Source organism: Bradyrhizobium sp. USDA 3240 (assembly GCF_054063295.1).
Genome location: NZ_JBSSGD010000002.1, coordinates 1246680 through 1271867 on the forward strand (window position 1 = coordinate 1246680; position 25188 = coordinate 1271867).

Genomic DNA, 25188 nt, shown 5'->3' on the forward strand with positions numbered 1-25188 from the left:
CTACCCCTCAAGCCGGCTGGCCGCCGCTCACGTAGATCTCCGGCGATGCCGGATCGGCTTGTCGAATCTGTCGCTAACCAGCCATAGTTGGTTGCGCGTCGCAAGCTACGGTTCAGGAAATAGTAGACTTTAAAATGACTTCCACCCCTCCCGGAGCGATTTCCCTGACCACGCGGATCGAGCGCTGGCCGATCGCCGGGACCTTCACGATCAGCCGTGGCGCCAAGACCGAGGCCGTCGTCGTGGTGGCCGAGGTGAGCCAGGGCGGCCTCACCGGCCGCGGCGAATGCGTGCCCTACCCGCGCTATGGCGAAACGCCCGAGGCGACGCTGCAGGCGATCCAGGCGATGCAGGAGCCATTCGCCAATGGCATGGAGCGGATCGCCTTGCAGGCCCGGATGCCGGCCGGCGCCGCCCGCAATGCGCTGGACTGCGCGCTGGCGGACCTTGAGGCCAAGCGCGCCGGTCAGCGGATCTGGAACCTGCTCGGCCAGCCTGCGCCCGAGCCGCGCACCACCGCCTATACGATCTCGCTCGGGACATCAGAGGCGATGGCGGAAGCCACCGCGAAGGCCGCGCATCGCGCGCTGCTCAAGATCAAGCTCGGCGGCGATGGCGACGCCGCGCGGATCGCCGCCGTGCGCAAGGCGGCGCCCACCTCCGAACTCATCGTCGATGCCAATGAAGCCTGGACCGAGGACAATCTCGCCGCCAATCTCGCGGCCTGCGCCGATGCCGGCGTCACGCTGATCGAGCAGCCGCTGCCGGCCGGCAAGGACGAGGCGCTGCTGCGGATCAAGCGCCCGGTCGCGGTCTGCGCCGACGAGAGCGTGCATGACCGCGCTTCTCTCGAGGGCCTGCGCGGCCGCTATGATGCCGTCAACATCAAGCTCGACAAGACCGGCGGACTGACCGAAGCGCTGGCGATGGCGGACGCCGCCCGCGCGCTCGGCTTCGAGATCATGATCGGCTGCATGGTCGCGACCTCGCTGGCGATGGCGCCGGCGATGCTGATCGCGCAAGCCGCGCGCTTCGTCGACCTCGACGGCCCGCTGCTGCTGGCCAGGGATCGCGACAACGGCCTGCGCTATGAAGGCAGCCTGGTCTATCCGCCCGACGCCGCGCTCTGGGGCTAGTGGGTTAGTCGCTTGCGCGCGAACCACATCACCAGCCCGCCCGTCGCCGCCATCGCCGCCATCATGTCGTAAACGCCGAGCCCGAAGCGCGCATAGACCAAGCCGCTGACGATCGCCGTGGTGCTGGCGACGATGCCGCCGCAGGCGGTGAGGTAACCCTGCGCGCGCGCCATCACATGAACCGGCACATGATGCACCATCAGCCCCATGATGCCGACCTGGGTCAGGCCGAAGCTCAGCCCGTGCCCGAGCTGGACCACGGCCAGCACCGCAAGCGGCGGATCCTGCGCGGTGATCGCCCAGCGCGCCATAGCGCTGGCGGCCGCGATCATCACCAGCACAGCCGACGGCAGCGTGAAGCGCGGCGAGGCCGCAAACAGCACGATCTCGGCGATCACGCCGAGCACCCAGAGGGCCGCGATGGTCAGGCCGCTGAAGCCGGCCTGCTGCCAGGCGATCGATGCGAAGATGTAATAGGCGCCGTGGCTGCCCTGGATCAGCGCCGAGGACACGATGATCGCGAGGAATGTCGGATTACGCAGCAGCCTCGGCACGCCGGCCGCGTGCGCGACTGTAGCCACCGGGCGGCCCAGCGGCCGCAGCGTCAGCCCGACCAGTGCGCCGAGCACGGTCACGGCGGTGATGATCCAGATCAGATCGACCTCGGCGACATAGCGCAGCAAGAACCCGCTGATCAGCGCGCAGACCGCGAAGGCGGCCGAGCCCCACAGCCGCAACGGTCCGTAGCTCAGGCCGAATTGCCTGACGCCGCGCAGTGCGTAGGCGTCGGTGAGCGGCACCATCGGCGTCCAGACGCAGCAGGTCAGCGCATAGACCGCGAGCAACACCAACGGCTGGTGCTGGGTGCCGATCACGGCAAAGCCCACCGCGGTGGCGAATCCCGTGGCGATCATCGCGCCGCGCAGCATCTGGCGCCGCTCCGCAGCCGCGGTGACCAGCGGCAGCACGGTGAAGCGCGTCACCGGCGGCACCGCCGTGATGAGGCCGATCCAGGTGGCGTCGATCCCGATCGCCTTCAGCCACACCGTGAAAAACGGCAGGTGGACCCCGGTCATCCCGAACGTCGTGGCATAGAACGCCGCGAGGCTGCGCGCGAATCGCCGCGACGCGACCTTTGCTGCAATGGGGATTTGTGATTCGGAAGACATCAATTCAATTGCGATTCGCGCGATATCGTGGTGATCGTTAGCGTAACGCGCAGTGATTTGCGCGGAGAGATTGTGATGGCCGAAGAAGCATTCGCCCTGTCGCCGATTTCCGCCCGCGCGGCCCTGCCGAGCGAGGAGGACTATGCTGCGATCAGCGCGGCCTTCATGGAGACCTCGCGGGGCCGCTGGTTCCTCGGCGAATACGCCAAGCGCAACCGCAATGCGGATACCCGCATGGTGCTCGATGCCGTGGCGCGGATCGAGGACAGCCTCAGCGCGCAGCGGCAAGCCGCCGCAGCGGCCATCAGGGACGAGCAGCTGGCGCAGGCGCTGGCCGCCCTGCGCGGCGCGATCGAGGCCGCCCAGGCCTCCGCCATCGCGGCGCTCGACGGCATCAGCTTCGAGCCGAACCTCGCGCCGGTGCGCAAGGGCGTGCGGGTGATTCGGGAGATCTCCTGGCGGCTGCGCGAGATCGGCAATGACGGCCGGATCTGCGACATCATCGATTCGCAGGCCAGCGCGATCGAGGCCGGTGCGACCGAGGTTTCGATGGACGACGCCAAGGCCGTGCTGGATGCCGCCTTCGCGGCGCTGGCCCGCCGGCTCAGCGAATTCGATCCGGATCAGACGGAAACGCCCGTGGCTGAGCGAGCGGCCGTAGCCGAAGCACCGGTTGCGGAACCGCTCGTTGCTGCGCCCTCGCCGCAACCGGTAGCCGAAGGCACTGCCGCCGAGAGCGCTGCGCCCGACGCCACGATCGCCGCCACGCCGCCGGCGCCGCCTCAGGAAGCCGTCGCGACGCCGCCCGCCGAAGCCGCCGTGCCTGCCGCAACGCCGAGCATTGAGGCTGCCGCCACGCCTGAGCCGAACGAAGCATGGCTCAAGGCGGAGGCCGCGCTGGCCGAAGCCGAAGCCGCAGAGCTCGCCCGTGTCACCGAGGCCGCCGCTGACGCCCAGGACGAAGCGATGCTCGACCTCATCGCGATGGAGATGGGCGCGCCCGATCCGATCGACGAAGAAGCGATCGCCGAAGAGATGCGCGCCGCCGAGGAGATGCGCGTCGCCGAGGCAATGGCTGACGAACCCGAGATGGATGCACCGGCGATTCAGCCCGAGCCCGCACCGGCGCCTGAGCCGATCGAGGTCAAGGTCGAGCCGCCGCTGATGGCCGCAGCGCCAATTGCTGCAGCGCCAGTTGCTGCAGCACCGGTTGCCGCGGCTCCGGCCGCCGTGCCGCCGCCCCTCCGGCCCGCCGTCGAGGCTGCCGCGGCTCCCGCGGCAGAAATCTCACTCGGCTCGACCATCATCGCGAGTGGGCTTTTGAAAAAGCCGAGCGTCGCAGCCAACGATCCGCTCGCGCCGATCCGCCGTATGAGCCAGGTCGAGAGAATCGCGTTCTTCTCGTAAGCGCGGTCCGATGCCCGACGAAACCGACACGATCACTCTTTGGCGGCCGGTGGGCCCCCAGGAGCTCGCGCTGATCGAGCAGGGTGGCATGCGTGCCTTTCCGCCGCGGCTTCCCGATCAACCGATCTTCTATCCGGTCCTGACGGAAGAGTACGCCGCAAAGATTGCGCGCGACTGGAACGTGCCCGCAAGCGGCGCCGGATTCGTCACACGGTTTCAGGTCAAACGAAGCTTCATCGATCGCTATGGCGGCTTCAGACATTGATCAGCGGCGGCGCACAACGAAACGGGGCAGAGCGACTACGGCCCTGCCCCGTTTCTTTTCAAGATGCTGGTCTCAGGCGACGAGCTTCGCGAACAGGTCGGCGTCGACATTGCCGCCCGAGAGCACGATGACGACGTTCTTGCCCTTGGCGTCGATCCGTCCCGCGAGCAGCGCCGCGAGGCCGACTGCGCCGCCGGGTTCGACCACGAGCTTCAACTCGCGATAGGCAAAAGCGACGGCAGCACCGACCTCGTCGTCGGAGACGCTGACGCCGTTTGCGAGCAGCTTGCTGTTGATGGCGAAGGTGAGCTCGCCCGGCATCATCGCCATCAGCGCATCGCAGATGGTGCGCGGCGCGACCGCATGCGCCTCGCGATGGCCGACCTTGAGCGACAGAGCATGATCGTCATAGCCCGCGGGCTCGGCCACGATCACCTGGGACTGGGGAAATTTCGCCTTCACCGCGGTGGCAACGCCCGCGATCAGGCCGCCGCCGGAAGCCGGTGCGACGACGATGTCGGGAACGAGCCCGAGCGCCGCCATGTCCTCGGCGATCTCGCGGCCGGCTGTGCCTTGGCCCGCGATCACGAAGGGATCGTCATAGGGACGCACCAACGTCGCGCCGCGCTTGCTGGCGATGCCATTGGCGATCGCCTCGCGGTTGTCGCGATCGCGATCGTACAGCACGACCTCGGCGCCATAGGACTTGGTCCGCTCGCGCTTGGTGATCGGGGAGTCCGCAGGCATCACGATGGTCGCCTGCATGTTGAGAATCTTCGCGGCCGCGGCAACGCCCTGGGCGTGGTTGCCCGAGGAGAACGCGACGACGCCCCCGCTCCGCTTGTCCTGCGGTATCGAGGCGAGCTTGTTGAAGGCGCCGCGGAACTTGAACGATCCGGTCCGCTGCAGCATCTCGGGCTTGAGGAAGACCTGGGTGCCGACGCGTTCGTTGAGAACCGGGAAAGTCAGGAGCGGCGTGCGCACCGCGAACGGCGCGACCACCCGTGCGGCGGCATCGATGTCCGCGGCAGCGACGGGTGGATTGAGAGTGATGTCCGTCATCCACGATTTGTATCGCGGCGGCGGCCCGGCGGGCAAGACGCTTTAGCGTGAGTTTGGCTGTGGCGCCGGCAATGCCGCAAAATGGTGCTCTTCGGCGCCGAATTCGAACGCCTCCCCCTCGCCGTCGGGAGCGACGGGGCGGACGTTCATGCAGCGGTCGATGAACACCCGGGCCGACGCCTGCCAGGTGTGGAGCGCGGCAAAATCGACGCAAGCCTGCCGCGAGATGCCGAGCGCCTCCAGGCAGGCGTGGTGCAGATCCTCGTCGAGCACCCCGACCGGCGCCGCGCCGATCACGTCGCGGGGGCCGGTGACCGGAAAAGCGGCAACCGGCAGGCCGCTGGCCAGCGCTTCGAGCAGCACCAGACCGAACGTATCGGTGCGGCTGGGGAAAACGAACACATCGGCTGCGGCATAGATTTCAGCCAATTCTTCCCCATGGCGGGCGCCGAGGAAGACGGTCTCCGGATATTTCCGCTCCAGCGCCGCCCGCGCCGGGCCGTCGCCGACCACGATTTTGGTGCCGGGCAGGTCGAGATCGAGGAACGCCTCGAGGTTTTTCTCCACCGCCACCCGGCCGACGCTGAGATAGACCGGCTGCGGCAGGCAGAGGTCCACGTCGCGCGGGTGGAACAGCGCGGTGTCGACGCCGCGCGACCATAGCACCACGTTGCGGAAGCCGCGCTGGCGCAATTCGGCGGCCAGCGCCGGGGTCGCGGCCATCACTGCCCGGCTCGGCCGATGGAACCAGCGCAGCGCGCGCCACACCCAGGCCTCGGGGACCGGCGTCCGTGCCGAGACGTATTCGGGAAAGCGGGTGTGGAAGCTTGTCGTGAACGGCAGGCCCTGCTTGCGGCAATAGCGGCGGACCGACAGCCCGATCGGGCCTTCGGTCGCAATATGGATGCTGTCGGGCTTGGCGGCCTCGATCAGGCTTGCGACCTTGGCCTGGTACGGCAGCGCCAGCCGGAGGTCGCGATAGCTCGGCATCGCGAAGGTACGGAACTCGTCCGGCGTCAGGAAGCTCACCTCGACGCCGAGCGATTTCGCCGCCTGTGCCATCATGGTCAGCGTGCGGACAACCCCGTTGACCTGGGGATGCCACGCATCGGTCGCGACCAGGATATGCGTCATGCAGCGCGTGCCGTCACTCGCGGAACTGGCGCGATCCGGCGTACCGGGTCGGTCCAGGTGATGATCTCGAAATGGCCGTCCTCATGCTCGGCGAGCGCCGTGCAGCTCTCGACCCAGTCGCCGCAATTCATGTAGCGGATGCCCTGCTCGTCATGAATCGTCGCGTAGTGGATGTGGCCGCAGATCACGCCGTCGCAGCCGTGACGCCGCGCTTCGCCTGCAAGCGTCGCCTCGAATGCGCCGATATAGTTCACCGCCTTCTTGACCTTCAGCTTGGCCCATTGCGACAGCGACCAGTACGGCACGCCGAACATCTTGCGGAAGAAGTTGACGAAGCGGTTCATCTGGATCGCGAAGTCGTAGGCCTTGTCGCCGAGGTGGGCGAGCCAGCGCGCGTTCTGCACCACGAGATCGAAGATGTCGCCGTGGATCACGAGGTAGCGCTTGCCGTCGGCGCCGGTGTGAACGGTGTTCTCCACCACGTCGATGCCGCCGAAATGCGTGCCGTAATATTTGCGCAGGAACTCGTCGTGGTTGCCCGGGACGTAGATCACCTTGGCGCCCTTGCGCGCCTTGCGCAGCATCTTCTGCACGAAATCATTATGGGTCTGCGGCCAGTGCCAGTTCGACTTCAGCGCCCAGCCGTCGACGATATCACCAACGAGGTAGATCGTGTCGGCATCGTGGGAGCGGAGGAAGTCCAGCAGGCGGTCGGCTTGCGAACCGCGGGCTCCGAGATGGACATCGGAGATAAACAAAGTGCGAAAGCGCCGCTCGGGGCTTTCTTCACTCAAGGAGTCACTTCCCATGCCTGTGCACCTAACAGATTCCTGTGACAAGGCGATGACGACCCTCGCGACCCAAGGCCTCACTAACAGTTAACGAGAATCAGCCGCACGCCCCCTTCCCTGCGGATAACAGCGGCGTGCGACAATCTGGCGACATGGGTGGACGAAGCTGTGCGGAATAGGCGTTGAAATGCACAGGAACGCCGATCCACCGTCATTGCGAGCGAAGCGAAGCAATCCATAGCGCCGCAAGCGGGGAAGTGGATTGCTTCGTCGCTATCGCTCCTCGCAATGACGGGCTTCCTCTTCGATGAACGAAGACTACTTAGCCCGGATGGAGCGCAGCGCAATCCGGGGTCTTGCGTCCACGGATGATCTGGTCCCGGATTTCGCGGAGCCTGTCATCGGGCGCGCATTCGCGCGACCCGCTGGCTCCATCCGGGCTACGCAGCGGCCGCGCTTCAATAATATTTATGGAAGTGATGCACCGGCCCGTGGCCATGTCCGACGGCGAAGCGATCGGCGGCGGCGATCGCTTCCGTGATCCAGGCCTTGGCGTTGCGCACGGCGGTCTCCAGGCCTTCGCCTTTCGCGAGTCCGGCTGCGATCGCCGATGACAGCGAGCAGCCGGTGCCGTGCGTGTTGGCAGTTTCAATGCGCGGCGCCGCGAGCGCGATGCTGCGCTCGCGATCGATCAGATAGTCGATGCTCTCGGCGCCGTGCCCATGGCCGCCCTTGACCAGCACCGCGCGACATCCCATCGCCAGCAATTGCCTGCCCTGTCGCGCGACGTCGGCCTCGCTTGAGGCGACCGGCTCGTTCAGCAGCGCCGCCGTTTCCGGCAGGTTCGGCGTGATCAGCGAGGCCAGCGGAAACAGCATGGTCTTCAGCGCATCGATCGCCTCGGCAGCGAGCAGCCGATCGCCCGAAGTTGCCACCATCACCGGGTCGAGCACGATGTGGCGCGGCGCCCAGCGTTTCAGCCCGTCGGCGATCGCCACGATCGTCTCGGCCTGCGCCACCATGCCGATCTTCACCGCGCCGACGTCGAGGTCGGAGAACACCGCATCGATCTGGGCCGTGACGAACGAAGCGGGCACCGGATGGATGCCGCTGACGCCGGTGGTGTTCTGCGCGGTCAGCGCCGTGATCGCGGAGGCGCCGTACACCCCGAACGCGGCAAAGCTCTTGAGGTCGGCCTGGATGCCCGCCCCGCCCGAGGAATCCGAGCCGGCGATGGTGAGCGCGACCGGCGTCATTGCGCGGCACCGGCGGTTGGGACGAATGAGACCGTTGCGAACAGGATCATGGCCTGTCCTAGCCCGGCCGCCCATCGGCAGCAAGTTCGCCTGACTTTACCGCAAGTTGGCCTTGTTGCCCGCTTGCCTTGCCCCCTTGCCTTGGCGGCCGGTTTTTGGCCTATAGTCGCGGAAATCCCCGGAGACGACTTTGATGGTTCCTTTCTTCGTCCAGATCAAATGCAAGCTCGGCCAGTCCTACACCGTCGCCAACGCGCTGGCGGAAGCCGAGATTGCGTCCGAGATCTATTCCACCGCGGGCAATTACGATCTGCTGGTCAAGTTCTACGTCGACCACGACACCGACATCGGCCATTTCATCAACGAGAAGGTTCAGGTGCTCCCGGGCATCCAGGACACCCTCACCATCATCACCTTCAAGGCGTTCGGCGCGAAGTAGCGCATCGATCTTCACACACGCCCGATTGGCGAGGCGCGCGCCGCTAGGCGGCCGGCGCTGAGTCGATCAGCGCCTTCAAGAACGTGACGACCATCCGGCCGCTGCGACTGACCTCGCCACCCCTCGACAACAGCGCCATGCCGCGGCCCAATGCGATGAAGCAGGTAGCGATCTCCACGGGATCGGCGGGCGCCTGCTTGCCAAGCACCTCGAACAGGCGCGTCACCAGCACGCCCAGCGCGCGGCGGTGCTTGCGGTTGAGTTCATTATAGCCTTGCGCGAAAGTCGGGCTGCGCAGCGCCTGCAATTGCAGCTCGATCGCCAGCACGGCAAACCCCGGATCCGAATTGGCGGTGGCGGCCCATTTTTCGAGGCCCGCCATCACCTTCGCTGGCTCGCCCGGCGTCTGCCCCAACACGCTTTCGATTTTTGCACGCTCCTCGGATTGGTGCTGTTGCACCAGTTCCAGGAGGATCGCCTCCTTGTCGGGAAAATTCGAATAGAACGCGCCCTGCGAAAATCCGGCTGCGTCGGCGATGTCGCGCACGGAGGCCTGCGCAAACCCCTTCTTGATGATCTCCTCGCGCGCCGCCTCGATCAGGAGACTCTTGGTACGGGCCTGACTTTCCTCGCGATTTAGCCTGGGCAACGGACAGGGCTCCCGAACTTAAAATACCAATTGATTTTCAGATATCGTCTGATATCTATTTTCAGATAGCAGTTGATATTTGTAACTCGACGAGTCGGCTTTACGCACACGGAGTAGCTATATCATGCAGATCAGCCGATTGGACCGCACGCTCGCGATTCTGGCGACGCTCGCGGCGTCGACCGTCGCGGCCATGGTGATCGGTATCCTCACCACCAAGGGTTCGCAGGATTTCTTCCAGACCGCACGCTCCGTCGAAGCCTATGGCGCGTATCTCGGGACCCCGCTGGTGCCGTTCGGCCTGCGGCTCAATCTCGGGCTCGATAATCTCTTCATGATCTTCTACGGCGCGTTTTTCGCCGTGCTGGCCGCCCGGCTGCGCACCATCATGGACCCGTATCTGCTGGGCATCGCGCTCGCCTCCATGATGCTCACGGTGATCCTCGATTGCGTCGAGAACCACCACATCATGACCATGGTGCATGCGATCCAGAACGGATTGCCGCTGTCACCGGCCGATGGGGAGCTGCAGATGATCGCCTCCCAGGTCAAGTTTCACGCCAGCTATCTCGCAGTCTTGCTGTTCTCGTTCGGCTTCCTGCAGTTCGGCAGGCTCGGCAGCACCATCGCGGTTGTGCTGTGGTGCTACATCCCGTTCGGGGTCCTGATCTCGGTCACGCCGGTTGAGCAGGCGAAGGCGCTGGTCCTGGGACGGACAACCTTCTTCGTCTTTGCCTTCATCCTGTCCGCCGTCCTGTTCGCTTCACAGGCCAGAAGCCACGGTCAAAACAACCAATAACAAGCCCGGAGGATCCCCCGATGCCGATCACGATGGTCACGATTGCCGGACGAAGCCTGCTCGCATTGCTGTTCATCCTTGCCGGCGGAGCCAAGATCGCTGGCCCGAAGCCGTTCCTCGACCACATGGCGGCATACCATATTCCCGGCATACTGCTGCCGCTGGTCATCGCACTCGAGCTTGGTGCGGGCCTGGCGTTGCTGATCGGCTGGCAGTCGTCATTCGCCGCCGGCGCGCTGGCGCTGTTTTGCCTCGCGACCGCGTTCGGGTTTCATCTCGACCTCGCCAACAAGGTGGAACGAACGCTATTCTTCAAGGACCTGGCGATTGCGGGCGGCTTGATGGTCATTGCCGCCAGTGCTTGGCGCGGATAGCAGGCCAAGCATCGCCCGGCGCCATCAGGAAGGATCAGTCTTGTCCGTCTTGCGCGTCGGCTTCGGCGGCCCGTCGACCGGCGGCAGCGACTTGATGTATTCGGCGATCGCATCGCGATCGCTTGTTGAGAGCTGCGAGGTGTTGCGGATCACGCGCACCATCGATCCGCCGGCGCTATCGCCGTCCGGCGTCTGTCCGCTCTCGAGGAAATAGGCGACATCCTTCGCGCTCCAGTCCGAGAGCCCCCGCGGCGTGATGTTGGGCACCCAGCCTTCGCCTTCCGGATTCGGGCCCCCGGCGAAGCGCTGCGAAGTGATGATGCCGCCGAGCAAATTGCGCGGGCTGTGACACTCGGCGCAATGGCCGAAGCTGTTGACGAGATAGGCGCCGCGATACCAATGCGCCGAGCGGCTCGCATCCGCGACGAACGGCTTGCCGTCCATGAACAGGAATTTCCAGACCCCGACATTGCGCCTGATGTTGAAGGGAAACGGCACGTCGTGGTCGCGCACCTTGCCGGCGACCGGCGGCAGGGTCTTCAGATAGGCGAACAGGTCGCGCACGTCGTTGACCCTGGCGTGCTGATAGGACGTGTAGGGAAACGCCGGAAAATAGTGCGTCCCCGCTGGCGAGGTGCCCTTCATGACCGCGGTGACGAAATCCGCCTCGCTCCAGCGGCCGATGCCGTCGTTCGGATCGGGCGAGATGTTCGGCGCATAGAAGGTCCCGAACGGCGACGGTATCGCGAGGCCGCCGCCGAGCCTGGTGCGGTCGTCCTGCTTCGGCACCGCGTGGCAGGAGGAACATCCTCCCGCATTGAACGTTGTGAGCCCGTTGGCCAGATTGGGCTGGTAGGCGGGCAGCGCGCTCGCGGCGACGGTCGCGGGGATCGTCAGCCACCAGAACACACCGAAGCCGATCAAGCCGGCCAAACCGGCCAGGAGGAGAATTCGTCGCAACATTCACCGATCCGTCATTGGTCGCGTCAGTTCATCAACCAGTATGATGGCAACCGTTCGCACAAGCTCGCATCAAATTTGCCGCACTCACGATCATTTTGGGAATAAATCCGGAGAGCCGCGGTTTGAAGATTTGCAACTATCGTGTGACGTCAAAGGGGAGAGAACCATGCCAAACAAGACCTTGCTTGCCACGCTGACATTGGGCGCCGCAATCGCCCTCGCCGGTCCGGCCTTCGCCGAGAAGCTGACGGCGAAGCTGGACGGCAAGTCCGAAGTGCCTGCCAATGCCAGCGCCGGCACCGGCACTGCCGACATCGACTACGACGCGGCCTCCAAGAAGCTGAGCTGGAAGCTGACCTATTCCGGCCTGTCGGGCCCTGCGACCGCCGCGCATTTCCACGGCCCCGCAGAAGCCGGCAAGAATTCCGGTGTCGCGGTTGCCATCCCGAACGCGACGTCGAGCCCGGCCGAGGGCAGCGCGACGTTGACCGACGCGCAGGCCGCCGATCTCCTCGCCGGCAAGTACTACGTCAACGTCCACACCGCGGCCAACCCGGGCGGCGAAATCCGCGGCCAGGTCACCAAGTAGAGGCACACCAGCAAGAAACGGCCGGCACAAAAAAGGGCGGATGCTTCACAGCGTCCGCCCTTCTCGTTGACCGAATGGCGATCAGCCCTTCTTCAGGCGATAGGTCTCATGGCAGCCGCCGCACTGCTTGCCGATCACGGTCAGCTCGGCCTTCAGCGTGTCGACATCCTTGATCTTGCCCTTGGCGTCGGTGACGGATTTGGCAAAGCTCGCGATGTGCTGCTCGAAGCCGGCCTTGTCTTCCCAGATCTTCGGCCCGGCGGAGTAATCGCCTTCCGTCTTGAGGCCCTTGCTGCTGTCAGGGAAGAGCGTCGGCAGCTTCTTGGCGGTGTCCTCGAACTTCGCCAGCGCGGCGTCGACCGTTGCCTGGTCGTAGGGCTTCTCCCCCTTGATGATGGCGCCGAGCGCACCGGCGTTCTTGCCGGTTTCCTTCATCTGGGCCTGGGTCACCTTGACCTGCTCCTGGTCGGCCACCACCGCCCCCGCACTCAACGCAAGCATCGCTGCAACGACGACAATCCGCTTCATCGGTAAAACCCCTCAATCCTGCTCTGTCCCGGTCCGCAGGACGCGGCCGGCCTGGTTTGCAAACACCGCAGGCGGAATCTTCATTCCGCCTGCGACAATTCATCAAAGATTATGGCGGCGCTGGGCCTCGCGGATCGCGATCCAGACCCGCTCCGGCGTGGCCGGCATGTCGATGTGGTCGATCCCGAACTCGCGATGCAGCCCCTCGACGATCGCGTTGACGACCGCCGGACACGAGCCGATCGCGCCGGCCTCGCCTGCGCCCTTCACGCCGAGCGGGTTGGTCGTGCACGGCACGTTGTTGGTCTCGAACACGAAGGACGGCCCGTCGGCGGCGCGCGGCATCGCGTAGTCCATGAAGGTGCCGGTGACGAGCTGACCGTCGGTCGGGCTGTAGACCGCCTGCTCCATCAGCGCCTGCCCGATGCCCTGCATCGCGCCGCCATGCACCTGGCCCGCGAGCATCAGCGGATTGAGCGTCACGCCGAAATCGTCGACGATGACGTAGCTGACGATCTTGATGATGCCGGTGGCGGGATCGATCTCGACCTCGGCGAGGTGCGTGCCGTTCGGATAGGTGCCGTCGGCGCTGGCGAAGGTCGCGCTCGAATTCATCTTCGACGTATCGCCGCCGGGACGCTTGGCGAGATCGGCAAAGCTGACCGAGCGGTCGGTGCCGGCGATGCGGATGCGGCCGTCGGCGATTTCGAGGTCGCCGGCGCCGGCTTCCAGCGCCTGCGCCGCAAGCTCCTTCAGCTTGTTGCCGAGCTCGTGCGTCGCCCGCTGCACGCTGACGCCGCCGGACGGGATCGATGCCGAGCCGCCGGTGCCGAGGCCGGTCGCGATCTTGTCGGTGTCGCCCTGCAGCACATGGACGCGCTCCGGCGGCACGCCGAACTGCTCGGCGACGATCTGCGCATAAGCGGTCTGGTGGCCCTGCCCGCTCGACTGCGTGCCAATCAGGATCGAGATATCGCCGTTGGGATCGAGCGCCACATTGGCGGTCTCCTCGCCCATGGTGCCGCAAACCTCGACATAGCTCGCCATGCCGATGCCCCGCACCAGGCCATCCTTCTTGGCGGCCTTGGCGCGCTTCGGAAACTCCTTCCAGTTGGCGATCTCCATCGCGCGCTTCATATGCGCGACGAAGTCGCCGGAGTCGTAGACCTTGCCGGTCGCGGTCGTGTAGGGCAGCGACTTCGGCGGGATGAAGTTCTTCCGCCGGATCGCATCCGGCGTCATCCCGAGCTTTCGCGCGGCAGCATCCACGAGCCGCTCGATGACATAGGCGGCTTCCGGTCGGCCGGCACCGCGATAGGCATCGACCGGCACCGTGTTGGTGAACACGGTGCGGACGCGGCAGTGGAAGGCCTTGATGTCATAGAGGCCCGGCAGCATGCCGGCGCCGCCATGGGGGATGTAGGGCGCGAACGTCGAGAGATAGGCGCCCATGTCGCCCATCAGGTCGACATCCATGCCGAGGAATTTGCCGTCTTCCGCGAGCGCCATCTTCGCAGTGGTCAGATTGTCGCGGCCCTGCGCGTCGCCCATGAAATGGTCGGAGCGCTCGGCGGTCCATTTGACGGACTTCTTGAGCTTGCGCGCCGCGACCGAGATCAGCGCATACTCGCGATAGGGAAACAGCTTGGTGCCGAAGCCGCCGCCGACATCCGGGCAGATCACCCGCATGTTCTCCTTCGGCATCTTCAGGATCATGTCGCAGAGGATCTCGCGCAGGCGGTGGCTGCCCTGGCTGCCGATCGTCAGCGTCAGATGGTCCTTCTTGGCGTCGTATTCGGCGACCGCGGCGCGGGTCTCCATGAAGTTCGTGATGACGCGTGGATTGACGATGGTGATCTCGGCCACCGCATGCGCCTTGGCGAAGGCGGCCTCGGCCGCGCCCTTGTCGCCGATCGAGACGTCGAACAGCAGATTGCCGGGCTTGTCCGGCCACACCTGCGGCGCGCCCTTCTTCACCGCATTGATCAGGCCGGCCACCGCCGGCAGCGGCGTCCATTTGACGTCGATCGCCTCGATTGCGTCGCGAGCATGATCGAGGGTATCGGCGACCACAAAGGCGATGGCGTCGCCGACATGGCGCACTTCATCCTTGGCGAGGATCGGGTAAGGCGGTGCGGTGAACGGATCGGTTTCGAGATTGAACAGGCACGGCAGGCCGCCGAGCTCGGCGACATCGGCCGCGGTCAGGATCAGCGCCACGCCGGGCATGCCGCGGGCCTTGCCGGCATCGATCGTGTAGGTCGCATGCGCATGCGGCGAACGCAGCATCAGCGCGTGCAATGCGGGAGACGGGGCGACGTCGTCGGTATAGCGGCCCTTGCCGCGAATCAGAGCGTCATCCTCCTTGCGCCGCACACTTTGTCCGACGCCGAACTTGATGGGAGCTGCCATCGTCTCTCCAATTTCCTTGGTTGTTTGCGCGCATATTGGCGTGGTTGTCAGCGAAGCGCAAACCGCTTTCCGCCGCACGCGGCGCTATCCCACGGCCAACTCCTATGCATTTGATTTGACAGGTAAAACTATACGCGCCGCAGCGTGAACAACCAGCCGCGGCCGAACAGCGTGAGGATCAGCAGCGCGTAGACGAAGGCGCCGACCGTGATCAGCAACAGCAGGATCATCTCATCGCGAAAGATCTGCATCGGCGCGAACCACACATAGGCGAAATGCGAGGTCAGCCACAGGGCAAGCGCGAGCAGCACGCCGCACAGTGCAAAAGTGCCGAACGAGCGGATCAGCGCGCGATCGAACACGAGATAGCCGCGGCGCACCGCGAACAACAGCACCAGCAGCAGATTGACCCAGGCCCCGACCGCGGTCGCGAGCGCCAGCCCGACCTGCGCCAACGAGCCGACCAGCGCGATCTTCAGCGCGACATTGACCGCGACCCCGGTCAGCGCCGCTTTCACCGGAGTTGCGGTATCCTTGCGCGCGTAGAAGGTCGCGACCGCGCTGCGGATCATCACAAAGGGAATCAACCCAACCGCATAGGCAGCGAGCGTCGCACCTGCGCTGGCAGCATCGGCCTTCGAGAACGCGCCGCGGGCAAACATCGCGCGCATGATCGGATCGGCAACGGTCAGGAACGCCGCCACGAACGGCACCGAGAACAGCAGCGTGAAATCGAAGGCGCGGCGCTGGGCGGCCATGGCGCCTGTGTGATCGTCGGCTGACAGGCGCCGCGACATCTCCGGCAGCAGCACGGTGCCGATCGCGATCCCGATGACGCCGATCGGCAGTTGATTGAGGCGGTCGGCATAATACAGCGCCGACAGCGCGCCTGCGGGGAGAAACGTCGCGATGATGGTGTCGGCGAACAGCGCCACCTGCGTTCCCATCGAGCCCAAAGTCGCCGGCCCCAGCGCGCGGAAGAAGGCGCGGACGTCCTCGTCGAGCTTGAGCGGCGCGAATCGCGGCAGGCCACCGTGACGCCCGAGGTCGCCGGCAAGCAGGGCAAACTGCAGGAAGCCCGAGATCAGGACGCCCCAGGCCGCGGCGTGGCCGGCGCTGGGGAAGAACGCCGCGAGCGCCAGCGTCATCATCATGGCGAGGTTGAGGAAGATCGGCGCCGCGGCGGCGCTGGCGAAGCGGTGCATCACGTTGAGCATGCCGCCATAGAGCGTCACCAGCGTGATCAGCAGCAGATAGGGGAAAGTGATCCGCGTCAGCTCGATCGCGAGCTTGCGCTGCGATGCGTCCTCGGTAAAGCCCGGCGCGAGAATGCTCATCGCCTGCGGCATGAACGCCATCGCCACCGCAAGCAGGACCACTTGCGAGGCGAACAGCAGCGTGAAGATGCGGTCGGCGAACAGCCGCGCCGACGCCTCGCCGCGCTCGCCATGAACATGGGCATAGGCCGGCACGAAGGCGGCGTTGAAGGCGCCTTCGGCAAAGATCGCGCGGAAATGATTGGGCAGCCGCAGCGCCACGAAGAAAGCGTCGGCGAGCGGCCCGGCACCAAGGATCGCCGCGAGCATGATGTCGCGCGCGAACCCGGTGACCCGCGATAGCAGGGTATAGCCGCCGACGGTGAAGATGCGCCCAAGCATGGGCTGCTTCTAGCGCATCATCACCCTACGTCAAAATGACGTATCAGGACGCTAACGATTTAGGCATGATCCAGCCCGAAAACCGGAAGCCACTTTTCGGGATCATGCCTGTAGCGCGCTGCGCACAGCCGCGATGACGCGGTCCTGCGCCGCCTCGTCGAGATAGGGGTGCATCGGCAGGGCGATGACGTCCTTCGACAGGCGCTCGCTGACCGGCAGGCCGCCGTCGGCGACCGGATAGTGGCTGTAGGCCGTCTGCTGGTGGACCGACTTCGGATAATAGATCATGGTCGGCACGCCCTGCGCCTTTAAGGCGGCCGCGAAGGCGTCACGATCGATGCCGTTGGTCAGGCGGATGGTGTATTGCGCCCACACCGAGGTGCAGCCGGGAGCAAGGCGCGGCACCGCGACCAGGTTGCCGAGCGCCCGCGAATAGCGTTCCGCCACCTTGTTGCGCGCCGCGATCTCGTCGTCGAAGATCTTCAGCTTCTCGAGCAGGATCGCCGCCTGCATGGTGTCGAGCCGCGCCGTGAGGCCGAGCCGCACGTTATCGTACTTGTCCGAGCCCTGGCCGTGAACGCGGATGCTGCGCAGCGTGCGCGCCAGCTCCTCGTCGTCGGTGAAGATCGCACCGCCGTCGCCGAAGCAGCCGAGCGGCTTGGCCGGGAAGAAGCTGGTGCCGGTCGCGAGGCCGAAGGTGCCGAGCTTGCGGTTCTTGTAGGTTGCGCCAAAGCCCTGCGCGGCGTCGTCGAGCACGAACAGGCCCTCGGCCTCGGCGACCGCACCGATCGCGTCGTGATCGGCGCTCTGGCCGAACAGATCGACCGGGATCACGGCAACCGGCTTCAGCCCGCGTGCCCGCGCCGTCGCAATGCCGCGCTTCAGCGAATTGACGTCGATGTTGAAGGTCTCCTCATCGACATCGACGAAAACCGGCGTCGCGCCGGTCAGCGTCACGACTTCGCCGGTCGCGCAGAAGGTGAAGGTCGGGCACAGCACCGCATCGCCCGGCCCGACATTCTTCGCCATCAGGACCATCAGCAGCGCGTCGGTGCCGCTGGCGCAGCTCACCACATGCTTGGCGCCGCTATAGTCCGCCAGCGCCTTCTCCAGCGCGATGACTTCCGGACCGTTGATGAACTGGCAATGGTCGAGCACGCGCGCGACCGCGTCATCGATCGACTTGCCGAGCCGCCGGCGCTGCGCGACGATATCGATGAAGGGAATGGGCTCAAGCTGCATATGCTGGTTCATGGAAGCTCTTTGCACGTGTTGAATGAATGACAATCAGCCAGTGAAGGCAATCAGCCGGCGATGCGGCGCGGTCCCTTGCGCATCGTCGAGGCGGCGGGCCGCGCCGGCGATTCCAGGCAGCGGATCGCGATCTCGAGGCTCGCCACGCCTTCGTCGCCGGACACCGCCGGCACCTTGCCGCTGCGGACGGCTTCGAGGAAGGCGATCAGCTCGGCGCGCAGCGGCTCGTCGTGACCGACCGGCAGATGGCGCATCGAATAGCTGCCGTCCGGCTTGAAGCCGAAGCATTCGGTAACCTGACGGGTGAGCAGGTCGCCCATCACGTACTTGCCGCGGGTTGCGACCGTCACGTTGCGCGCCTTGAACGGCGTCAGCCAATTGGTGTTGATGTGGGCGAGCACGCCGGACGCCGTGCGGAACTGCAGCAGCGCGATGTCCTCGCGCTCGGCGACCGCGCTCGAGAGCTGCGGCTGCACCTCGACGATGTCGGACTCGGTGAACCAGCGGATCAGATCGATGTCGTGCACGGCAAGATCGATCACGACGCCGACATTGGACATCCGCGGCGGGAACGGGCCGACCCGGGTGATGCCGATCGACAGGATATCCTCGCCCGAGATCGCCTGCTTGATCGCGGCGACCGCGGGATTGAAACGCTCGACATGACCGACCATCAGCGTGACACCGGCCCGCTCGGCGGCCGCGACGATCTCGCGGCCCTCTTCGACCGTGGATGCGACCGGCTTCTCGACCAGGATGTGGATGTTGCGCGCGATGCAGGCGAGCGCGATCTCGTGATGCAGGTGGGTGGGTGCGGCGATCGTCACCGCATCGACGCCCTCGGCAAGCAGCTGATCGAGGCTCTCGAAGGCGCGGCAACCGACCAGGTCGACGGCGCGCGCCCGGTGCTCCGGCAGCGGGTCGACGATGCCGATCAGCACGACGCCGGGCAGTCCGGCCAGCACGCGGGCATGGTTGCTGCCCATTACGCCGGCGCCGATCACGCCGACGCGCAATGCGCGGCCGATATCGGCCCTCGCGCCGGCTGCGGACACTTTTGCATTCATATCGTAGACCCCAAGTAGCGTTCTGGCGGTTGTCCCGGCTCCTCAGGGAGCCATCCCGGCTCCGAGGGAGTAAGACCAAGGCCCCTCGTCCCGATCTGCGCCTCTGGCGCAAATCACCCCGCTTCGTTGGCAGCCGCTATAGCACGGCGTCACAAATGTGGCGAATGCCAAGGACGAAATCCGGACACGTTTTGATTCAAAGAGTTACATCGTCCCGCGCCCGGCGATCGGCGCGGGAACCGGCTCGCCTCAGCTGCGCCGGTAGTCGTCCTCGATGCGGATGATGTCGTCCTCGCCGAAATAGCTGCCGGTCTGCACCTCGATCAGCTCGAGCTGAATCTTGCCGGGATTCTCCAGCCGGTGCACCGCGCCGATCGGGATGTAGATCGACTCGTTCTCGTGCACCGTCTTGACCAGCTCGTTGACGGTGACCTGCGCGGTGCCGCGCACCACGATCCAGTGCTCGGAACGGTGATGGTGCTTCTGCAGCGACAGCCGCCCGCCCGGCTTGACGATGATGCGCTTGACCTGGTGGCGGTCGCCATTGTCGACCGACTGATAGGAGCCCCAGGGGCGATGCACCTTGATGTGGTTCTCGGTCACCCCGGGCGCCGCCACCTTCAATTTTGCGACCAGCCGCTTCAGCCCGTTGGCGTCCTTCTGGCGTGACACCAGCACGGCGTCCTGGGTCGCGACCACGACGAGATCGTCGACGCCTTCGAGCGCGACCAGCGCCCGGTCGGTCGAGACGTTGCAATTGCGGGAGTCCTCGAACACCGCCGCGCCGCGCGCCGCGTTGCCGAGACTGTCCTTGTCGGAGAGCTCCCAGACCTGACGCCACGAGCCGATGTCGGACCAGCCGCACGCCACCGGCACCACCGCGGCATGCGCGGTCTTCTCCATCACGGCGTAATCGATCGAGATCGCCTTCGCCGCACCGAACGCCGACGCATCGAGCTTGACGAAGCCGAGATCGCGCGTCGCTGACGCAACCGACTGCTCAACCGACGCAATGCTGTCGGCATCGACATTGCGATACTCGTCGAGCAGCACGCTTGCGCGGAACATGAAGTTGCCGCTGTTCCAGAGATAGCCCGCATCGATATAGCCTGCCGCCGTCGCGGCATCCGGCTTCTCGACGAATTTTGCCACCGCGCGCACCTCGCCGGCGACCACCTCGCCCGGGCTGATATAGCCGTATTCGGTGGCGGGCCGTTCCGGCTTGACGCCGAAGGTCACGATGCGGCCGGCTTCGGCAGCCACCAATCCGCCGCGGCAGGCGGCGACGAAGGCCGCCGTATCCCGCACCAGATGGTCGGCGGCGAGCGCCAGCACGATCGCTTCGCCGTCACGGCTCTGCGCGAACGCCGCACCGGCCGCGATCGCGGGCCCGGAGTCGCGGCGCATCGGCTCCAGCAGCACATCGGCCTCGCGGCCGATCTCGGCGAGCTGCTCCAGCACCATGAAGCGATAGGCCTCGTTGGTGATGACGATCGGCCGCTCGAACAGGCCGGCGTCGGAGACCCGCAGCAGCGTCTCCTGGAAGGTCGAGCGCGCCCCGAACAAGGACAGGAACTGCTTCGGATGCACCTCGCGCGACGCCGGCCAGAGCCGCGTCCCTGCGCCGCCACACATGATCAGGGGAATAATTCGCTGGTCCATCGATGCCTCAAGTCCTGTCGTGCCAGTCCAGTCGTATCCATCCGCAGGCGGCACACCAAATTGGCCCGGGCTGCCGTGGCCGGCAGCCCTGTTACCTGGGAGGCACGATCCGGGCAGTCACGCGCCCCCACGCGTCTGGTCGGATCTTACCGGTCTTGTAAACTCCCGGTGAACGGCTGGCCGTCCCCCGTTCCGGCATCTTTAGCCGCCCCTTCGCACCTGCCGCAATAGGGACCAGTACGGGTATTGCCAGATCGGTGCGGAAACCATACCAAGGCGGCGAATTTGGGCGCGCGAAAGCGTTTTGCGCTGTTTTTGACACATTCTGAAAACCTGGCAGCGCGAACGGAAATGCGCCGAATCCTGCTTTCGACCGTCAAGATCCTGATCTCGGCTGCGCTGCTGTATTTCTCGCTGCGCAAGGTCAACCTGTATGACCTCGCCTCCCGCATCCAGGTCGAGAGCCTGGGCTGGCTCGGCCTCGCGATCGCGGTCACGTTCCTACAGATCTTCCTCGGGGTGTTGCGCTGGCGCGAGATCAGCGTGGAGTGCGGCGCACCGCTGGAAACCGCGCAGGCGATGCGCTTCAACGTGATCGGTACCTTCTTCAACCAGACACTGCCGTCCTCGATCGGCGGCGACGCCGTGCGGCTTTGGCTTGTCGCGCGCGCCGGTGCGGGCTGGCGCGCCGCCACCTATTCGATCTTCGTCGATCGCGCAGTCGGACTGATCGCCCTGGCCGTCGTCATCGCGGCCACCCTGCCCTGGAGCTATCGGCTGATCGCCGATACAAACGGCTGGATGGCGTTGCTGCTGCTCGACCTCGCCGCGCTCGCGGCCGGATTTGGTTTCCTCGTGATCGGCCTGTTGCCGTGGCCCTGGCTGAAGCAGTGGTGGGCCACGCACCACATCCACGCCTGCGCGGTGATCGCAAACCGGGTGTTGTTCAGCCGCCAGCATGGATTGCGGGTCGCGACCCTTTCGATCGGCATTCACGTGGTGACCGTCGTGATCGGCTGGTGCGTGGTGAAATCGATCGCGGCCCCAGTCACCTTCGGCGAGATCTTCCAATTGTTGCCCCCGGTGATGCTGATCACGATGATGCCGATCTCGATTGCGGGCTGGGGGGTGCGCGAGGCCACGATGGCGCTCGCCTTCGGCTATGCCGGCCTGATCGCGAATGAAGGCGTCAACATCTCGCTGCTGTTCGGCGCAGTGTCGTTCGTGGTCGGTGTGTTCGGCGGCCTGGTGTGGATCCTGAGCCCGGAAAAGGCCGCCAAGGGCGCCGAGCCGATCGAAGTCCCGGGATCTCAGTGACCGGACCAATGAGCAGTTTCGAGACCCTCCTGTCATTGATCGCGGCGGTGCTGGCCGCATCGATCTCGGCCGTCCTGATCCAGGCGACGCGGCCCCTGCTGCTGCGCGTGGCACTGGCGAAGCCAAACGCGCGCTCGTCGCACCGCATTCCAACGCCGCAGGGCGCCGGCATCGCGGTCATCGCAGCCACGCTGCTGGCGGGCGGGCTCGTCATCGTGCTGGCCGGATCTCCGGACCTGACGATACCTTTCACTGTGTTCGCGGCCTGCCTGTTCATCGCGGTGGTGGGCTTTGCCGACGACATCCGCTCGCTACCCGTCGTGCCGCGGCTGTTGCTGCAGGCCGCCGCCGTCGCAGCCGTGGTGTTTTCGGCGCCGGCCGATCTCAGGCTCGTTGCGGCCTGCCCGGTCTGGCTCGAACGCGGCCTGCTGCTGGTCGCCGGCCTCTGGTTCGTGAACCTCGTCAACTTCATGGACGGGCTCGACCTGATGACGGCGGCCGAGGCCGTGCCGATCACGGTGGCCGTCGCCCTGCTCGGCAGCTTCGGCCATGTGCCCGCTGCTTGCGCGCTGGTCGCGGCGGCGCTGTGCGGCGCGTTGCTCGGCTTTGCGCCGTTCAACAGGCCGGTGGCAAAGATATTCCTTGGCGATGTCGGCAGCCTGCCGATCGGCTTGCTGCTGGGCTGGTGCCTGCTCGAGCTTGCCCTGCATCAGCAATTCGCCGCCGCGCTGCTGCTGCCGCTATATTATTTGACCGACGCGACGGTCACGCTGTTTCGCCGCATCGCGCGGCGCGAGCCATTCTGGTCCGCGCACCGCTCGCACTTCTATCAGCGCGCGACCGACAACGGCTTTGTGGTGTGGCGCGTCGTCGGCGAGGTCTTTGCGCTCAACGTGGTGTTGGCGCTGCTCGCATTCGCCTCGGTCGCCCTCAATTCCCTCGCAGCAGACATCGTCCTGCTGCTGGCCGGCGCGCTCGCCGTCGCCTGGCAACTGCGCCGGTTCGCGCGGCCGCTCTGACCGGGCCAGAGCGTTTTCCAGCCGCGTGAAGAAAACGCGTCAAAATAAGATCTAGATATCCGTTCGGCGCAGCGCGCGCCGCAGCCCCTCATCGAGGCTGATCGGCTGCTGCCATCCGGTGCCCGCGACCTTGGACAGATCGAGTTCAAGCGAGGCGAACAGGCTGTCGTAGGCTTCCTTGCGGCCGCCCACCGTGAGCGACACCTTCAGGAGCGGCGACGGCAGCCAGAACAGGCGCGGCGAGGTTTCTGCCGCGCGGGCAAGGCGCTCGACGAACTCCCGCGTCGAGACCTGCTCGCGGTCGGCCACCAGAAACACGTCGAAATCATTTCCCGGTCGCGACAACCGATACAGGATGAACGACGCGAGGTTTTCCGCGGACAGGAACGCGCGGCGGTTCTTCACAAAGGCGAGCGGAAGCGGCATGCGATTGATCACCGCACGCTTGAGCAGGGCGAAATTTCCCTTCGCGCCGGCGCCGTAGATCAGCGGCGGCCTGATCACGGTCACCCTCATGCCGCTGCCCGGCACAATCCCCTTCAGACCAACTTCGGCGGCCGCCTTCGAGTTTCCGTAGAGGCCGCGCGGTGTCAGGACATCGTCCTCGCGAAACGGCGGGCGGCCGTAATTGCTGCGCCCATGCACCAGGATCGTGCTGACAAAAATGAAATCCCGAACGCCCGCCGCAACCGCCGAACGCGCCAGATGCAGCGTGCCTTCGATATTGACGTTGCGGTAGAGCTCGATCGCTTGTTCGTCGGACTGCTGGTGAACGCGAGCCGCGAGATGAACGACGGCGTCCACCCCGTCGAGCGCGGCGCGCCAATCGGTGGCCGGACTGAGCGAGCCGATCGCCACGTCGTTTGCGTCCTGCAGCGGGGTACGCACCGCGCGCCGCACCAACCAGCCGTTCTGCTCCAGCTCAGGCACGACGTGGCGACCGACAAAGCCGCTCGCACCCGTCACAAGAACCGTCGGCCGGTGATCATTCATGCTGTCCGCTCCACATCGTGATTGGATAACAGCTCCGCAACGAGCGCGGCGTAGCTCGACAGGGCCCGCTCGGGACTGAAGGTTCGCGCGGTCGCCACGGCGCGCTCGGCCATCGCGGCGTCCTGCGATTGCGACGCCATCCTGATCGCATCGGCGAGTTGGTCGGGCCGTCCCGGCGTGACGACCCAGCCCAGCCGGTTTTCGCTGACGGTCAGCGCGGCCTCGGCTTCGGGCTCGGAGACCAGGATCACGGGCCGGCCGGCCGCGAGCAGATTATAGAACCGGCTCGGGACCGATACGCCGGCAACGTCCTTGCGATAGGGAATGAGCCAGACGTCCGCGCTGGAGAGCAGCGCATCGAGCTCGCCATCCGCGACGCGCTCGACCAGCGTGACGTTGGCGAGTTGCGCCTCGGCCTGCATCTCCTTCAGCCGCGCAAAGCCCATGCCCCATCCCGACAGCAGGAAATGGATATCGCGCTCGTCGCGCAACAGCCGCGCGGCCCCGAACACGATGTCCGGATCGTGGGTGAAGCCGAGATTGCCGGACAGGCCGACGACGAAGCGGGCGGCGATCGCCTTGCGAAACGGATTGTCGGGGCTGACCGGACGATCGCCGGGGGCGAGCGTGGCCCAGTTCGGGATGAACCTGATCTTGTCCGGTGTCATTCCGCGATAGCGCAGCAGCAGCTTCTCGGCGTCGCGGCCGATCACGATGACGGTGTTCAAGGCACGGAACATCAGCGCGTTGATCGCGCGCATCGCCCGCGCGACCAGCGATGACGGCCGCAGCAGCCCGGCCATCACGAGAACATCCGGAAACAAATCGTGCAGGATCAACGCCGACTTGGCCCCCTTCAACCTCGCCGCGGCGGCAACCGCATAAGGAAGCGCGAAGGGAGCCGTCACCGTCAGCGCCACGTCGCCGCGCTGCAGCCGCGACAACAACGCAAAGAACATCCGCACCGTGAACAGCGCCTCGGCCAGCGCGCGCTTGAGCAGCGCCGCCTTGCCCGGCAGCCGGTTCCTGATCTCGACGACGACGGGCCGCCCCGGCGCCGGCGCCCGCGCCGAGCCCGGCATCCCGGAGACCACCACCACGTCCGCCTCCTGCGCGATCCGTTCTGCGATCGCGGCCATGATCGCGGCGGTCGTGCTGTGGTCCGGCGGATAATGCTGGCTGGCGACCACGACTTTTCGGGAGCTGGGCATCAATGGCTTTCGAAACAGTCCTGCCTGATCGCCC

23 protein-coding genes and 1 pseudogene are annotated in these 25188 nt (G+C 65.8%); 9 read left to right on the forward strand and 15 right to left on the reverse strand.

The window, feature by feature from the left end:
• Positions 1-134: 134 nt before the first annotated feature.
• Positions 135-1136 (forward strand): N-acetyl-D-Glu racemase DgcA, encoded by a 1002-nt coding sequence (gene dgcA, locus ACVIGA_RS06660; RefSeq protein WP_456665745.1) that lies wholly within the window; start codon positions 135-137, stop codon positions 1134-1136.
• On the opposite strand, the gene ACVIGA_RS06665 is transcribed toward dgcA, so the two are convergent.
• Positions 1133-2305 (reverse strand): MFS transporter, encoded by a 1173-nt coding sequence (locus ACVIGA_RS06665; protein ID WP_456665746.1) that lies wholly within the window; start codon positions 2303-2305, stop codon positions 1133-1135. The two genes, dgcA and ACVIGA_RS06665, sit on opposite strands and share 4 nt — an antisense overlap.
• A 75-nt stretch (positions 2306-2380) precedes the next feature.
• Between ACVIGA_RS06665 and ACVIGA_RS06670 the strand changes: the two genes are divergently transcribed.
• Positions 2381-3712, forward strand: a complete 1332-nt coding sequence (locus ACVIGA_RS06670) for a hypothetical protein (RefSeq protein WP_456665747.1) — start codon at positions 2381-2383, stop codon at positions 3710-3712.
• 10 nt (positions 3713-3722) lie between these two features.
• Positions 3723-3959: pseudogene (locus ACVIGA_RS06675) on the forward strand (ADP-ribosylation/crystallin J1); the annotation flags it as partial.
• 90 nt (positions 3960-4049) lie between these two features.
• On the opposite strand, the gene ACVIGA_RS06680 reads toward ACVIGA_RS06675, so the two are convergent.
• The 4 genes from ACVIGA_RS06680 to thiD form a co-directional block, all read right to left on the reverse strand.
• Positions 4050-5039, reverse strand: coding sequence for a threonine/serine dehydratase (locus ACVIGA_RS06680; RefSeq protein ID WP_456665748.1), 990 nt, complete (start codon positions 5037-5039; stop codon positions 4050-4052).
• 42 nt (positions 5040-5081) lie between these two features.
• Positions 5082-6173, reverse strand: a complete 1092-nt coding sequence (locus ACVIGA_RS06685) for a glycosyltransferase family 4 protein (protein WP_456665749.1) — start codon at positions 6171-6173, stop codon at positions 5082-5084.
• Positions 6170-6982 (reverse strand): UDP-2,3-diacylglucosamine diphosphatase, encoded by an 813-nt coding sequence (locus ACVIGA_RS06690; RefSeq protein WP_375775652.1) that lies wholly within the window; start codon positions 6980-6982, stop codon positions 6170-6172. The genes ACVIGA_RS06685 and ACVIGA_RS06690 overlap by 4 nt, the downstream gene beginning before the upstream one ends.
• Before the next feature lie 440 nt (positions 6983-7422).
• Positions 7423-8220 (reverse strand): bifunctional hydroxymethylpyrimidine kinase/phosphomethylpyrimidine kinase, encoded by a 798-nt coding sequence (gene thiD, locus ACVIGA_RS06695; RefSeq protein WP_456665750.1) that lies wholly within the window; start codon positions 8218-8220, stop codon positions 7423-7425.
• Between the two features lie 193 nt (positions 8221-8413).
• Here thiD and ACVIGA_RS06700 point away from each other — a divergent pair, with 193 nt between their 5' ends.
• Positions 8414-8659, forward strand: coding sequence for an Lrp/AsnC ligand binding domain-containing protein (locus ACVIGA_RS06700; protein WP_044539700.1), 246 nt, complete (start codon positions 8414-8416; stop codon positions 8657-8659).
• Between the two features lie 43 nt (positions 8660-8702).
• Here the strand turns inward: ACVIGA_RS06700 and ACVIGA_RS06705 are convergent, their stop codons facing one another.
• The gene (locus ACVIGA_RS06705) at positions 8703-9308 is read right to left on the reverse strand and encodes a TetR/AcrR family transcriptional regulator (protein WP_456665751.1); all 606 of its coding nucleotides are present in this window, start codon (positions 9306-9308) and stop codon (positions 8703-8705) included.
• A gap of 124 nt (positions 9309-9432) precedes the next feature.
• Between ACVIGA_RS06705 and ACVIGA_RS06710 the strand changes: the two genes are divergently transcribed.
• Together ACVIGA_RS06710 and ACVIGA_RS06715 are read left to right on the forward strand one after the other, a co-directional pair.
• Complete coding sequence (locus tag ACVIGA_RS06710; protein WP_456665752.1) at positions 9433-10107, forward strand: hypothetical protein; 675 nt, start codon at positions 9433-9435, stop codon at positions 10105-10107.
• A 20-nt stretch (positions 10108-10127) separates the two neighbouring features.
• Positions 10128-10481, forward strand: coding sequence for a DoxX family membrane protein (locus ACVIGA_RS06715; RefSeq protein ID WP_456665753.1), 354 nt, complete (start codon positions 10128-10130; stop codon positions 10479-10481).
• A 24-nt stretch (positions 10482-10505) separates the two neighbouring features.
• Here the strand turns inward: ACVIGA_RS06715 and ACVIGA_RS06720 are convergent, their stop codons facing one another.
• Entirely contained in the window at positions 10506-11444 is a 939-nt protein-coding gene (locus ACVIGA_RS06720) for a c-type cytochrome (RefSeq protein ID WP_375775656.1), read from the reverse strand.
• Positions 11445-11610: 166 nt separating this feature from the next.
• On the opposite strand from ACVIGA_RS06720, the gene ACVIGA_RS06725 reads away from it, so the two are divergent.
• Entirely contained in the window at positions 11611-12033 is a 423-nt protein-coding gene (locus ACVIGA_RS06725; RefSeq protein WP_223970130.1) for a CHRD domain-containing protein, read from the forward strand.
• Between the two features lie 81 nt (positions 12034-12114).
• On the opposite strand, the gene ACVIGA_RS06730 is transcribed toward ACVIGA_RS06725, so the two are convergent.
• The 6 genes from ACVIGA_RS06730 to ACVIGA_RS06755 all read right to left on the reverse strand — a co-directional run bounded on the left by ACVIGA_RS06730 (position 12115) and on the right by ACVIGA_RS06755 (position 20614).
• On the reverse strand, positions 12115-12561 hold the full coding sequence (locus tag ACVIGA_RS06730; RefSeq protein WP_456665754.1) for a c-type cytochrome: 447 nt from the start codon (positions 12559-12561) through the stop codon (positions 12115-12117).
• Positions 12562-12663: 102 nt separating this feature from the next.
• Entirely contained in the window at positions 12664-14973 is a 2310-nt protein-coding gene (locus tag ACVIGA_RS06735) for a xanthine dehydrogenase family protein molybdopterin-binding subunit (RefSeq protein WP_456665755.1), read from the reverse strand.
• A gap of 128 nt (positions 14974-15101) precedes the next feature.
• Positions 15102-16631, reverse strand: a complete 1530-nt coding sequence (gene murJ, locus ACVIGA_RS06740; protein ID WP_456665756.1) for a murein biosynthesis integral membrane protein MurJ — start codon at positions 16629-16631, stop codon at positions 15102-15104.
• Positions 16632-16733: 102 nt separating this feature from the next.
• Positions 16734-17885, reverse strand: a complete 1152-nt coding sequence (locus ACVIGA_RS06745; RefSeq protein ID WP_456665757.1) for a DegT/DnrJ/EryC1/StrS family aminotransferase — start codon at positions 17883-17885, stop codon at positions 16734-16736.
• Positions 17886-17935: 50 nt separating this feature from the next.
• Positions 17936-18952: a Gfo/Idh/MocA family oxidoreductase gene (locus tag ACVIGA_RS06750; RefSeq protein WP_456665758.1), complete on the reverse strand. Its 1017-nt coding sequence runs from the start codon at positions 18950-18952 to the stop codon at positions 17936-17938.
• A gap of 249 nt (positions 18953-19201) precedes the next feature.
• A complete protein-coding gene (locus tag ACVIGA_RS06755) occupies positions 19202-20614 on the reverse strand; it encodes a mannose-1-phosphate guanylyltransferase/mannose-6-phosphate isomerase (protein WP_456665759.1) in 1413 nt (470 codons plus the stop codon).
• Between the two features lie 351 nt (positions 20615-20965).
• Between ACVIGA_RS06755 and ACVIGA_RS06760 the strand changes: the two genes are divergently transcribed.
• Positions 20966-21931 carry a lysylphosphatidylglycerol synthase transmembrane domain-containing protein gene (locus tag ACVIGA_RS06760; protein WP_456665760.1) on the forward strand — a complete coding sequence of 322 codons (966 nt, stop codon included), beginning with the start codon at positions 20966-20968 and terminating at the stop codon, positions 21929-21931.
• Between the two features lie 8 nt (positions 21932-21939).
• Positions 21940-22950 (forward strand): glycosyl transferase, encoded by a 1011-nt coding sequence (locus ACVIGA_RS06765; protein WP_456665761.1) that lies wholly within the window; start codon positions 21940-21942, stop codon positions 22948-22950.
• A 51-nt stretch (positions 22951-23001) separates the two neighbouring features.
• Here ACVIGA_RS06765 and ACVIGA_RS06770 read toward each other — a convergent pair whose 3' ends face one another.
• Both ACVIGA_RS06770 and ACVIGA_RS06775 read right to left on the reverse strand, forming a co-directional pair.
• Complete coding sequence (locus ACVIGA_RS06770; protein ID WP_223969274.1) at positions 23002-23943, reverse strand: NAD-dependent epimerase/dehydratase family protein; 942 nt, start codon at positions 23941-23943, stop codon at positions 23002-23004.
• Positions 23940-25154: a glycosyltransferase family 4 protein gene (locus tag ACVIGA_RS06775; RefSeq protein WP_456665762.1), complete on the reverse strand. Its 1215-nt coding sequence runs from the start codon at positions 25152-25154 to the stop codon at positions 23940-23942. The genes ACVIGA_RS06770 and ACVIGA_RS06775 overlap by 4 nt, the downstream gene beginning before the upstream one ends.
• Positions 25155-25188: the final 34 nt, after the last annotated feature.